The organism is Campylobacter sp. CFSAN122748, assembly GCF_045277125.1.
GTDB classification, from domain to species: domain Bacteria; phylum Campylobacterota; class Campylobacteria; order Campylobacterales; family Campylobacteraceae; genus Campylobacter_D; species Campylobacter_D jejuni.
Map to the genome: position 1 here is coordinate 1156011 of NZ_CP116953.1, position 11948 is coordinate 1167958.

Annotated in this window: 12 protein-coding genes; 5 read left to right on the forward strand and 7 right to left on the reverse strand. The window is 31.8% G+C overall.

Annotation, left to right across the window (positions count from 1 at the left end; translation table 11 throughout):
• Nucleotides 1-4: 4 nt before the first annotated feature.
• Complete coding sequence (locus tag OT390_RS06095; RefSeq protein WP_074470929.1) at nucleotides 5-901, reverse strand: NAD(P)H-dependent glycerol-3-phosphate dehydrogenase; 897 nt, start codon at nucleotides 899-901, stop codon at nucleotides 5-7.
• Nucleotides 898-2316: an Asp-tRNA(Asn)/Glu-tRNA(Gln) amidotransferase subunit GatB gene (gene gatB, locus OT390_RS06100; RefSeq protein WP_002852902.1), complete on the reverse strand. Its 1419-nt coding sequence runs from the start codon at nucleotides 2314-2316 to the stop codon at nucleotides 898-900. The genes OT390_RS06095 and gatB overlap by 4 nt, the downstream gene beginning before the upstream one ends.
• A 114-nt stretch (nucleotides 2317-2430) precedes the next feature.
• Between gatB and luxS the strand changes: the two genes are divergently transcribed.
• The 5 genes from luxS to metF all read left to right on the forward strand — a co-directional run bounded on the left by luxS (nucleotide 2431) and on the right by metF (nucleotide 8145).
• Nucleotides 2431-2925: an S-ribosylhomocysteine lyase gene (luxS, locus tag OT390_RS06105; protein ID WP_002859279.1), complete on the forward strand. Its 495-nt coding sequence runs from the start codon at nucleotides 2431-2433 to the stop codon at nucleotides 2923-2925.
• 312 nt (nucleotides 2926-3237) lie between these two features.
• Nucleotides 3238-4230, forward strand: coding sequence for an isopenicillin N synthase family oxygenase (locus OT390_RS06110; protein WP_002869635.1), 993 nt, complete (start codon nucleotides 3238-3240; stop codon nucleotides 4228-4230).
• A gap of 10 nt (nucleotides 4231-4240) precedes the next feature.
• On the forward strand, nucleotides 4241-5011 hold the full coding sequence (locus tag OT390_RS06115) for a MetQ/NlpA family ABC transporter substrate-binding protein (RefSeq protein ID WP_394535906.1): 771 nt from the start codon (nucleotides 4241-4243) through the stop codon (nucleotides 5009-5011).
• Between the two features lie 11 nt (nucleotides 5012-5022).
• Nucleotides 5023-7287, forward strand: coding sequence for a 5-methyltetrahydropteroyltriglutamate--homocysteine S-methyltransferase (gene metE / locus OT390_RS06120; protein ID WP_061099821.1), 2265 nt, complete (start codon nucleotides 5023-5025; stop codon nucleotides 7285-7287).
• A gap of 9 nt (nucleotides 7288-7296) precedes the next feature.
• Complete coding sequence (gene metF / locus OT390_RS06125; RefSeq protein ID WP_002860436.1) at nucleotides 7297-8145, forward strand: methylenetetrahydrofolate reductase [NAD(P)H]; 849 nt, start codon at nucleotides 7297-7299, stop codon at nucleotides 8143-8145.
• A gap of 21 nt (nucleotides 8146-8166) precedes the next feature.
• Here the strand turns inward: metF and OT390_RS06130 are convergent, their stop codons facing one another.
• The 5 genes from OT390_RS06130 to OT390_RS06150 all read right to left on the reverse strand — a co-directional run bounded on the left by OT390_RS06130 (nucleotide 8167) and on the right by OT390_RS06150 (nucleotide 11867).
• Nucleotides 8167-8358 carry a membrane protein gene (locus tag OT390_RS06130; protein ID WP_002852856.1) on the reverse strand — a complete coding sequence of 64 codons (192 nt, stop codon included), beginning with the start codon at nucleotides 8356-8358 and terminating at the stop codon, nucleotides 8167-8169.
• Nucleotides 8355-9035, reverse strand: a complete 681-nt coding sequence (locus OT390_RS06135) for a F0F1 ATP synthase subunit A (RefSeq protein WP_002852750.1) — start codon at nucleotides 9033-9035, stop codon at nucleotides 8355-8357. Before OT390_RS06135 ends, OT390_RS06130 begins: the two co-directional genes overlap by 4 nt.
• 68 nt (nucleotides 9036-9103) lie before the next feature.
• Nucleotides 9104-10444, reverse strand: coding sequence for a DNA repair protein RadA (gene radA, locus OT390_RS06140; RefSeq protein WP_061099822.1), 1341 nt, complete (start codon nucleotides 10442-10444; stop codon nucleotides 9104-9106).
• Nucleotides 10444-11310: a signal recognition particle-docking protein FtsY gene (ftsY, locus tag OT390_RS06145; RefSeq protein WP_002852840.1), complete on the reverse strand. Its 867-nt coding sequence runs from the start codon at nucleotides 11308-11310 to the stop codon at nucleotides 10444-10446. The genes radA and ftsY overlap by 1 nt, the downstream gene beginning before the upstream one ends.
• Complete coding sequence (locus OT390_RS06150) at nucleotides 11310-11867, reverse strand: TlpA disulfide reductase family protein (protein WP_002869638.1); 558 nt, start codon at nucleotides 11865-11867, stop codon at nucleotides 11310-11312. Before OT390_RS06150 ends, ftsY begins: the two co-directional genes overlap by 1 nt.
• Nucleotides 11868-11948: the final 81 nt, after the last annotated feature.

Below are 11948 nucleotides of genomic sequence, written 5' to 3' on the forward strand. Positions count from 1 at the left end.
TTCCTTAATCATTTTGCTTTAATAAATTCTGCGTTGCTTCTTGCACACTTTTACCCTTAAAAATTGCCACTACTTCATTTACAATAGGTGTATAAATTCCTTTCATTTTTGCTAATTTTTCTATAGCATAAGCAGTTTTTACACCTTCTGCTACTTCATTAAGTTCAGCTAAAATACTATCTAATTTTTGATTTTGCGCCAGTTTTAAACCTACTCTATAATTTCTTGATAAAACACTCGTTGCAGTTAAAAACAAATCCCCTACCCCACTTAACCCTAAAAAAGTTTCTTCTTTAGCACCAAAAAATTTACCAAAACGATGCATTTCTATAAGCCCTCTTGAAATCAGTGCCGCTCTTGCATTATTGCCAAGTTTTAACCCATCACTAATCCCACTTGCAATTGCTAAAACATTCTTATAAGCACCACAAATTTCAGCACCACGAACATCATTATCAATATAAGTTTTAATAAAATCAGGGAAAAAACTTGCAAATTTTTTACAAAGCTCTTGATTTATCCCGCTAATCATCAAAGCAGTAGGAAGTTTTTGCATTACTTCAGCAGCAAAAGAAGGACCGCTTAAAACACAAAAATTTTCTTTTGGTACAAAATCTAAAAAAATTTCATCTAAAAATTGACAACTTTGATCTTCTATGCCTTTTGAAGCAATTAAAATTTTTTGTCCCCTGTTGATGAAATTTTCTTTAAGCCAAGCACGCACCCCTTGAGAACTTAAAGCAAAAACAAGATATTCACATTCTAAAGCTTCTTTTATGCTAACAAAATCTTCTAAATCACGCTGATGCAAAGAACTGATAAAACAATTGTGATTTTCTTTTAAGGCTAGATGTAAAGCACTGCCCCATTTTCCCGCACCAATAACCGCTATACGCATCAACCAAGCTTTGTTTTTAAAATTTCATTTACTTTTGCAGGATTAAAAGCTCCTTTGCCTTCTTTCATTGTTTGACCCACAAAAAATCCAAAAAGCTTGTCTTTACCACTTTTATACTCTGCAACCTTATCGGCATTTGCATTTAAAATTTGTTCAATCACCGCTTCTATGGCTGAATCATCACTTACTTGCTTAAGTCCTAGCTTTTCTATAGCTTCATCAATTTCCACACTAGTATTTTCAAATACAAAAGCTAAGACATCTTTAGCCGCTTTTGCACTGATGGTGCCATCTTCTATACGTTTAATTAAAACTCCAAGCTTTTGAGCATCTACGGGAGAATTTTCTATAGTCAATTCTCCTTTTAAAAGTCCCATAAGTTCAGTATTTAACCAATTTACACAAAGCTTAGGATTTAAATTTTGAGAAATAAGACTTTCAAAAAAACGACTCATTTCTAAAGAACTGATTAAAACCTCAGCATCACTTTCTTTTATACCAAGCTCGTCTATAAAGTGTGCTTTCTTCTCATCAGGAAGTTCAGGGATTTTAATATCCAAAAACTCATCTTTTAATAAAACAGGCAATAAATCAGGATCTGGAAAATAGCGATATTCTGCCGCTTCTTCTTTACCACGCATACTTCTTGTAACTAAATTTGTTGTATCAAAAAGTCTGGTTTCTTGAACTACTTCTTGTTCGTAAGTTCCATCTTCCCAAGCCTCACTTTGTCTTTTTACCTCATATTCTATAGCTTTTTGGATAAAACGAAAAGAATTAAGATTTTTAATCTCTACCCTAGTATAAAGTTTTGTATCACCCTTAGGTCTTATACTAACATTTGCATCGCATCTAAAACTTCCTTCTTGCATATTTGCATCTGAAATGTCTAAAAAGCGTATGATAGAATGAAGCTTTTTAAGATAAGCTACTGCCTCATCGCTACTTCTAAGCTCAGGTTCGCTGACAATCTCAAGCAAAGGAGTTCCTGCACGATTTAAGTCCACTTTAGAAAAATTATTTTCGTGGATATTTTTACCTGCATCTTCTTCTAAGTGTGCTCTTGTAATACCTATGCGTTTATTTTCACCCTTTACATTGATAAAAAGCTCACCCTTTTCTACTATAGGGATATCAAATTGTGAAATTTGATAGGCTTTAGGTAAATCTGGATAAAAATAATTCTTACGATTAAAAACACTTTTTTTATTAATTGTTGCATTGACAGCTTTTCCAAAAGCTATAGCTTTTTTTACAGCCTCTTCATTTAAAACAGGCAAAGCTCCTGGTAAGGCCAAACAAGTGGGACAAACATTGGTATTTGGAGCTTCTCCAAAAGAAGTTGCACATGAGCAAAAGATTTTTGTTTTTGTATTTAACTGAGTATGAACTTCAAGACCTATAACTACTTCAAACATAAAATTTCCTTGAATTTTTAAATGTTTTATTTTATCTTTTTTTCTTTTAGAAAGGCTTTAAATATTAACTTTAAATGCTATAATTCTTAGACAATTTATATTTAAGGAGTTAAAATGCCATTATTAGACAGCTTTAAAGTTGACCATACTAAAATGCCAGCTCCTGCTGTGCGTTTAGCTAAAGTTATGAAAACACCTAAGGGTGATGATATTAGCGTGTTTGATTTGCGTTTTTGCATACCAAATAAAGACATTATGAGCGAAAAAGGTACTCATACCTTAGAACATTTATTTGCAGGATTTATGAGAGATCATTTAAATTCAAATTCAGTTGAAATTATTGATATTTCACCTATGGGTTGTCGCACGGGTTTTTATATGAGTTTAATTGGAACACCAGATGAAAAAAGTGTTGCTAAAGCTTGGAAAGCAGCTATGAAAGATGTTTTAAGCGTAAGCGATCAAAGCAAAATTCCTGAACTTAATATCTATCAATGCGGAACTTGCGCAATGCATTCTTTAGATGAAGCCAAACAAATTGCCCAAAAGGTTTTAAATCTAGGTATTAGCATAATGAATAACAAAGAATTAAAACTCGAGAATGCTTAAAAAGAATCTTTATTTTTTAAACAATTAAGCTTTAATTAATATATTTTTATATATGATTTTGAAATTTTATTATTTTAATAAGGAGAAAAAATGAAACTGATGTGCGAGATGTGTAGTATCTAGTGCGTCCTTTGGCTTAACATTATGTTTCCAAAGGTCCAAAAAGTGGATAAGGAGATATAATGTGTAAGAAAGTCAAAAAAGTTTATTTTTTCAAAATACTCATTTAAAATCTTAACTTACAAAAATTTCTCTAATAAAATTTTAATTCAAAATATCTTCTTATCCTTAATTTTAATTTAAGGAGCAAAAATGAACTTACCTATACTTGATTTACAAGCTTATGAAAAAGATAAAAGCACTTTTCTTAAAAATTTAAGAGAAATTGCTTCTAAAATAGGTTTTTTTTATCTTATCAATACCAGTATAGATAAAAATTTAAACGAGAAATTATTCAAACTTGGCAAAGAATTTTTTAATCTTTCTAGAAGTTCGAAAGAGCTTATTTCTATGGTACATTCTCCTCAATTTAGAGGTTATACTAGCGAAGGTTTTGAATACACAGCAGGATCTAAGGATTATATAGAACAACTGGATATAGGCACAGAAAGAGATGCTTTAAACTGGAATTTAAACTCACCCTTATGGCAAAGACTAGAAGGTCCTAATCTTTGGCCTAGTGAAATTCCAGAACTTAAAAAAACTTTCTTAACTTGGCACAAACAAACCAAAAAAGCTTGTTTAAAGCTTTTAAAAGCCTTCGCTCAAGCTCTTGATCTGCCTAGCAATGCTTTTGATAAACTTTATGGAAAAAATTCTTATGAACATTGTAAAATCATACATTATCCTAAAAGTTCAAAAAACACTACTCAAGGCGTGGGTTCACATAAAGATGGCGGGCTTATCACTTTTGTTTTTCAAGAAAAACAAAGCGGACTTGAAGCTTTTATAGATGGTAAATGGCTTAGTATACCCCCACTTGAAAATAGCGTTGTAGTTAATATAGGAGAATTTTTAGAACTAGCTACCAATGGCTATTTAAAAGCTACTATTCACCGCGTGAATTTAAGCCCAAAAGAACGCTTTAGCATAGCTTATTTTCTTGGAGTGCAACTTGATAAGGATATACCTATTTTTAAGTTAAATCCAGAGCTTGCCAAAGAAAGCAAAGGTGTGGATACTGATCCTAAAAATCCACTTTTAAGAAATGTTGCAAGTAATTATTTTAAAAGAATGATACGCTCTCATCCTGATGTAGCAAGTATTTATCATAGTGACTTGATAGAAAAATTTAGTTTTGCATAAAGGAGAAAAAATGACTTTATTTACTAAAGCTTTTTGCGTCGCTACTCTTTTTACCGGTTTTGCATGGGCAGATGAAGAACTTAAAGTTGGCTCTTCTATAACACCTCATGCAGATATTTTAAGATTTATAAAATCAGCACTTCAAAAACAAGGTTATGATTTAAAAATTTATGAATTTAATGATAGGGTAATCCCTAATGTAATGGTTGAAAATGGTGAGTTAGATGCTAATTATTTTCAGCATGAACCTTATTTAAAAGAATTCAATCAAAGGCAAGGCACCCATCTTGTAAAAGTTGCCAGTATCCATATAGAACCTATGGCAGTGTATTCAAAAAAATATAAAGAATTTAACCCAGAGGAAGGACAAAGCATTTCTATACCCAATAATCCTACAAATGAAAGCCGTGCTTTACGCATTGTAGCAAGCAAAGGACTTATAGAAGTTAAGGATAATGAGCTCATCACTCCTTTAGATATCACTAAAAATCCTAAGAAGCTTAAATTTGTAGAGTTAAAAGACGCTCAACTTACAAGGAGTTTAAATGATGTAGATTATTCTCTTATTAATAGCAATTTTGCTATTTTAGCAGGTTTAAACCCTGTAAAAGATGGGCTTTATACAGAAAGTAAATATAGTGAATATGGCAATATCATCGCCGTTAAAGAAGGTAATGAAAACCTTCCTAAAATCAAAGCCCTAGTAAAGGCCTTGCAAAGCGATGAAGTTAAAAAATTTATAGAAGAAAAATATCAGGGTGCTTTAATCCCTACATTTTAAGGAGAACAAATATGAAAAATTCAATCATTTCTTACCCAAGAATAGGTGCAAATAGAGAATTAAAATTTGCTATTGAAAAATACTTTAAAAACCAAAGTTCTAAAGAGGAGCTTTTAAAGAGTGCTAAGGATTTAAGGATTAGACACTGGCAAGAAATTCAAAAAGCTGGCATTGATTTTATCCCTAGTAATGATTTTTCACTTTATGATAATGTCTTAGATGCAGCTGCGCTTTTTAACATTGTTCATACAAAGTATAAAAATTTAAATTTAGATACTTTAGATGAATACTTTGCTCAAAGTCGAGGTTATCAAGGAGAAAATGGAGATGTTACAGCCTTAGCAATGAAAAAATGGTTCAATACAAATTACCATTATTTGGTGCCTGAGTGCGATAATGCTGATATTATAGCTTTAACAGGGGATAAAATTTTTAAAGAATATCTCGAAGCTAAAGAGCTTGGCATAGAAAGCAAGCCTGTTTTAATAGGCATTTTCACACTTTTTAAGCTCATTGCCTTTAAAGATGAAAAAACTCAAAAACTCGCCAAAGAAAAGCTTTTAAACGCTTACATAGAGCTTTTTGATAAACTAAATGAACTTAAAGTGACATGGCTTGAACTTGATGAGCCTTATTTGGTTTATGATTTAAGCAAGGAAGATATCGCTTTGTTTGAAGAATTTTACCAAGAACTTTTAAATCACAAAAAAGATCTTAAAATTTTACTTCAAAGCTATTTTGGAGACTTAAGAGATATTTATCCTAAACTTTTAGAAAGCAAATTTGATGCTTTGGGTCTTGATTTTATCGAAGGTAAACAAAGCTTAGCCTTAGTTCAAAAATACGGCTTTGCTAAAGATAAAATCCTTTTTGCAGGTCTTATTAATGGCAAAAATATCTATACTAATGATTATGCTAAAAGCCTAAAGCTTATTAAAGAGCTTCAAAAATATACACAAAATATCATCTTAAACACTTCTTGCTCACTTTTACATGTGCCTTATAGCACTGAATTTGAAAGCAAATTAGATTCAAACTATCTTAAACTTTTTTCCTTTGCCAAAGAAAAACTTCAAGAACTTAAAGATTTAAAAGAAATTCTAAATTCTAGCGAAGAAAATCCGCTCTTTAGAGCCAATCAAGAGCTTTTTAAAAATATCCCAGAGCGTTTAGATGAAAAAGTCAAAGCAAGGCTTAAGGCTTTAAAAAAAGAAGATTTTACCAGAACGCCTAGTTTTAAAGAACGCGCCTTAATCCAAAAAGAATTTTTAAAACTCCCTCTTTTACCAACCACAACCATAGGTTCGTTTCCTCAAAGTGCTGATGTAAGATCTAATCGTCTTGCCTTTAAGCAAGAAAAAATTTCAGCTCAAAACTACACTGAATTTAACCAACAAAAAATCAAAGAATGCATACAAATTCAAGAAGAAATAGGACTTGATGTTTTAGTGCATGGAGAATTTGAAAGAAATGATATGGTGGAGTATTTTGGAGAGAATCTAAAGGGCTTTTTATTTACTCAAAATGGTTGGGTGCAAAGCTATGGCACAAGGTGCGTTAAACCTCCTGTGATTTGGGGTGATGTATCGCGCATAAAGCCTATCACCTTAGCTTGGTCTAAATTTGCACAAAGTTTAAGTCAAAAAATCGTAAAAGGTATGCTAACTGGACCTGTAACCATACTTAATTGGTCCTTTCCAAGAGAAGACATTAGTCTAAAAGAAAGCACTGAGCAAATTGCCTTAGCTATAAGAGATGAAGTATTAGATCTTGAAAATGCAGGTATAAAAATCATACAAATTGATGAAGCGGCTTTGCGTGAAAAACTGCCTTTAAGGAAAAGTGATTGGCATAGTGAGTATTTAGATTGGGCTATTCCTGCTTTTAATCTTGTGCATAGTGGGGTAAAAGCTAAAACTCAAATTCACACTCATATGTGTTATAGTGAATTTAGCGATATCTTAAAAGAAATTGACGCTATGGATGCTGATGTGATTTCTTTTGAAGCTTCAAGATCAAACTTAAGTCTTTTAGATACCCTAAAAGCTATTCGTTTTAAAACTGAGGTGGGACCAGGAGTTTATGATATACATAGCCCTAGAGTTCCAAGCGTAGAAGAATTAAGTTTAACTATAGAAAAAATTTTAAACAAATTACCCAAGGAGCAAATTTGGATCAATCCAGACTGCGGACTTAAAACAAGAGCCTATGAAGAAGTTATAGCCTCTCTTAAAAATTTAGTTACGGCTACGCAAAAAATACGAGAACAATTATAAGGAGTTTTCATGTGTAGTTTTTCTTTTGAAGTTTTTCCACCAAGAAAGGATGAAAATATCAAAAATCTTCATGCTATCTTAGATGATTTAGGGCAATTAAGCCCTAATTTTATCAGCGTAACCTTTGGAGCTGGAGGCTCTATTAACTCACAAAACACTTTAGAAATTGCAAGCTTAATCCAGGAAGAATATCAAATTCCTAGCATAGTACATTTACCTTGCATCCATTCTAGTAAAGAAAAAATCATTCAGATACTTCAAAAATGCAAAGAAAAAAATCTTAATCAAATTCTTGCCCTAAGAGGCGATATATGTGAGAATTTAGAAAAAAGCAAAGATTTTTCTTATGCTAGTGATTTAATTTCTTTTATAAAAAAACAAGAATACTTTGAAATTTATGCCGCATGCTATCCCGAAAAACATAATGAATCTAAAAATTTCATCGAGGATATACACCATCTTAAAACTAAGGTAAATGCAGGAACAGATAAGCTCATTACTCAACTTTTTTACGATAATGAAGATTTTTATACTTTTAAACAAAATTGTGCTTTAGCAGGTATTGACATACCTATTTACGCAGGTATTATGCCTATTACTAACAAAAGACAGGTTTTAAAAATTTCTCAACTTTGCGGAGCTAAAATCCCTCCTAAATTTGTTAAAATTTTAGAAAAATATGAAAATAATACTTTGGCTTTAGAAGATGCAGGTATCGCGTATGCTTGCGATCAAATTGTCGATTTAATCACAAGTGGTGTAGATGGAATTCATCTTTATACTATGAATAAATCCAAAGCGGCTATTAAAATTTATGAAGCTGTAAAGCATTTGCTTAAAGAAGAGCTTCATGCTTAGAAAATAAACTATTTTTTGCTTTTATCTTAACTTATTTTCATTTTTTAGCTTATGGTTTTCTATAAGTAAAACAAAAATTAAAGATAAAAGCAAACCTGGTATAATACCCAAGCAAAGATAGAAAAAAGAATTATATTTAAAAAAGAAGAAAAGTGCACCAAAAAGCATTAAAGCTAAAGATGCACCTTTGAAAAATTCTAAAATATAGATCAATGACCTTCCTCAACAACAGTTGCACCCGCTAAATATACATAAGTTAAAATCATAAAAATAAAAGCTTGTAAAAATGCCATAAAAGTTAAAAGCACATAAGCAGGAAGTGGAGCTATATAAGGAACTAAAGCTAAAATTACCATCAAAAATAAATCGTCACCTTTAATATTTCCAAACAAACGGAAGGACAAAGAAACCACACGAGAAAGATGAGAGACTATCTCTATAGGAAACATCAAAGGAGCTAAAAGTTTAATAGGTCCCATGAAATGAGCAAAATACTTTACAAAACCTTGCGCCCTAATACCCTCAAAATGATAATATACAAAAACTATAATAGCCAAGGACAAAGTCAAATTTAAACTTGCAGTTGGAGAGTGAAAACCAGGTATTATGCCTATAATATTACTAAAAAACACTATAATCCCCAAAGTTGCAACCAAAGGAAGATATTTTCTTGCACCTTTTTCACTTCCCATGGTATCTCTACCCATAGATAAAACTCCCTCTAAAAAAGCCTCGCCTAAATTTTGCATACCGCGTGGAACAAGTTGCATAGAACGAGTAGCCATCATAGCCACTATAACAGCAATTAAAGCTACCAAACCTATGTGAAAAAAATAAGAAAAAGTATGACTTGCATCAAGCAAAGAGCTAAATAAAAATAAATCTTTCATGGTTTCCTCAAAAATTTTATTCTAAACTCGGAATTTTAGCAAAATCTTACTTATATTTTAATGAAAATTTACATCCATTCTAAAACTTGTGAAAGTTCTTTAGCAACAAAACACTTAAGCCCTATATCTTCCAAAGGCTTAGAAGGAACAATGGCATTTTTAAATTTTTGCATTTTAGCTTCTTTTAAACGCGTATCAAGGCTAAAAACCTCTCTAATTTCTCCATTTAAACTAAGCTCCCCTATAAAAATACTATCTTTGCTCAAAGGGCGATTTTTAAAACTTGAAATAATAGCTGCAACCACAGCCAAATCCGCAGCAGTTTCACTTACTTTTACTCCACCGCCAATATTTACAAATACATCATAATGCCCTAAAGGAATTTCAAGTTTTCTTTCAAGCAAAGCCAAAAGCATATCTAAGCGATTTTTTTCATATCCTGTAGCGCTGCGTTTTGGATAAGAACTTTCACACACTAAAGCTTGAACTTCTAAAACCAAGGCACGAGATCCTTCCATCACAACACCTAAAGCACTTCCTGAAATAGCCTTTCCACGAGTAAAAAAACGATTTGCTAAATCTTTTGCGCTAATCAAACCCTTAGCAGTCATCTCAAAAATACCTACTTCATTCGTTCCACCAAAACGATTTTTAAAGCCTCTTAAAAGTCTGATTTCTTTAGTGGCATCTCCTTCAAAATAAAGCACCACATCTACCATATGCTCAAGAACCCTAGGCCCTGCTATAGCACCTTCTTTAGTAATATGCCCTATGATAAAAGTACTGATATTATAAGCCTTGCTAACACGCATAAGTTCAAAAGTAATCTCACGCACCTGAGTGATGCTTCCTGCTGCTGAAGTGACTTTATTTGAATATAGAGTTTGTATAGAATCAATGATAAGAATACTATAATCCTTTTTATGTAATTCTTCTAAAATATTTTCAAGGCAAAGTTCAGTAAGTAAAAATAAATTCGGAGTATTAGCCTCAAGGCGATCAGCTCTTAATTTAATCTGAGCTTTACTTTCTTCGCCACTGACATAAAGCACTTTTCTACCCTGTTTGGCTAAATTTGAAGCAATTTTTAACAAAAGCGTAGATTTTCCCACACCTGGACTTCCGCCTATAAGCACTAAAGAACCTTCAACAAGCCCTCCGCCTAAAACCAAATCAAGCTCATTATCATCTGTGCTGTATCTTGTAAAATGTTCTAATTCCACATCTTCAATACAAACAGCTTCACTTGTTTTCATACTAACTTGCGCAAGCTCTTTTAAAACTTTAATTTGCTCAGCTTTTAATTCTACAAAACTATCCCAAGCTCCACAATCAGGACATTTTCCAAGCCATTTGCTTTGTTGATTTCCACAAGCTTGACATTCAAAAAGTGCTTTATTTTTTGCCATTATTCAAAAATAGGATCTAATAAAGTATCTAAATAAGCACTTGCATTAAATTCTTGCAAATCCGTCATTTGCTCACCCACGCCTACATAAAAAATAGGAAGCTCAAGCTCTCTTGCTATACTAAAAAGTGCACCCCCTTTAGCTGTCCCATCAAGCTTTGTGATAATCACACCATCAAGTTTTACAAGCTCATTAAAAGCTTTAGCTTGTAAAATTCCAGCATTTCCCTGTGTTCCATCTAAAACTAAAATTTTTCTATGGGGTGCACCTTCTAAAGCTTTGTTTGAAATTCTCACAATTTTTTCAAGCTCATGGGCTAAATTTTTTTGATTTTGCAAACGCCCTGCTGTATCGATAATAACTCTATCAAAATCCTTTGCTTTTGCTTTAGAAATGGTATCAAAAGCAACCGCTGAAGGATCATGCCCTTGTGCAGTTAAAACTATATCTACATCCACTTTTTGCGCCCAAAGTTTTAATTGTTCAATCGCACCTGCTCTAAAAGTATCACACGCTCCTAAAATCACTTTTTGATTTTGGTTTTTATATAAATAAGCAAGTTTAGCAATACTTGTTGTTTTTCCTGCTCCATTTACTCCTAAAATAAGCTCTACAAAAGGTTTTTCTTGATTGGTTTCTTTTTTTTCATAAAGAAAATAAGAACCCATAACACGCTTTAAATCTTCTTTTTTTACTTCATTTTGAGGTGGTAAATAATAAATTATCTCTTCAACTATTTCATAACTTACATCTGCTTCAAGCAAAATTTCTTCAAGCAAATCTTTGGTTATCTTTTTATTCTCTCCTTTAATCCCAACAATATTTTCAAGAGTTTTTGCAAGTCCTTTTTTAAAAAAATTAAACATTAAAGTATAGCCTTTTGTATATCGATTTCTAGCATTTCTTCAGGAATAAGCCCTAAATACTGATTAATCAATTTAGAATGCTTATTGTAAAGAAACATGGTAGGAATTCCATTTACCCCACCTAAAGCTTTAGCTAAAAGATAGTTATTTTCACCATTAGCGACTTTATAAGATATTTTATGCTGTTCTATAAATTTTTGAATCTCATCGTTAGATTTATCTTCTAATAAAACCCCAACTATATTAAAATCATTATTATACTTTTCTTGTAATTTATTAAGATGAGGGATTTCAGCAATGCAAGGGGTACACCAAGTGGTAAAAAATACAAACAAAATTGCCTTACCTTCATCGTTGAAATTTAAAACGACATTTTCTTTTTTAACTGAAATTGATCCTCCATCAATCAAATTAAGTTTAAAATTCATATCATCACTTTGATTTATACTTGCCTCGGTGCTTAAATTTACATCATTTTGCTGTTTTTCTTTATCATTGCTACAAGCAACAAACAAACAAGATATTGCCACTAGTAAAAGTATTTTTTTAATCTTCATTATTTATCAATCCTTTATTCTTCTTTATAAAAATGCTAAAATTATAACATACATAAGATAATATTTTTTTAAAGACATATT

What these genes read in the sequence shown, in the direction of transcription:
- gatB (WP_002852902.1), bottom strand. Translation starts at nt 2,316, where the DNA reads ATGTTTGAAGTAGTTATAGGTCTTGAAGTTCATACTCAGTTAAATACA.
- luxS (WP_002859279.1), top strand. Translation starts at nt 2,431, where the DNA reads ATGCCATTATTAGACAGCTTTAAAGTTGACCATACTAAAATGCCAGCT.
- OT390_RS06110 (WP_002869635.1), top strand. Translation starts at nt 3,238, where the DNA reads ATGAACTTACCTATACTTGATTTACAAGCTTATGAAAAAGATAAAAGC.
- OT390_RS06115 (WP_394535906.1), top strand. Translation starts at nt 4,241, where the DNA reads ATGACTTTATTTACTAAAGCTTTTTGCGTCGCTACTCTTTTTACCGGT.
- metE (WP_061099821.1), top strand. Translation starts at nt 5,023, where the DNA reads ATGAAAAATTCAATCATTTCTTACCCAAGAATAGGTGCAAATAGAGAA.
- metF (WP_002860436.1), top strand. Translation starts at nt 7,297, where the DNA reads ATGTGTAGTTTTTCTTTTGAAGTTTTTCCACCAAGAAAGGATGAAAAT.
- OT390_RS06135 (WP_002852750.1), bottom strand. Translation starts at nt 9,035, where the DNA reads ATGAAAGATTTATTTTTATTTAGCTCTTTGCTTGATGCAAGTCATACT.
- radA (WP_061099822.1), bottom strand. Translation starts at nt 10,444, where the DNA reads ATGGCAAAAAATAAAGCACTTTTTGAATGTCAAGCTTGTGGAAATCAA.
- ftsY (WP_002852840.1), bottom strand. Translation starts at nt 11,310, where the DNA reads ATGTTTAATTTTTTTAAAAAAGGACTTGCAAAAACTCTTGAAAATATT.
- OT390_RS06150 (WP_002869638.1), bottom strand. Translation starts at nt 11,867, where the DNA reads ATGAAGATTAAAAAAATACTTTTACTAGTGGCAATATCTTGTTTGTTT.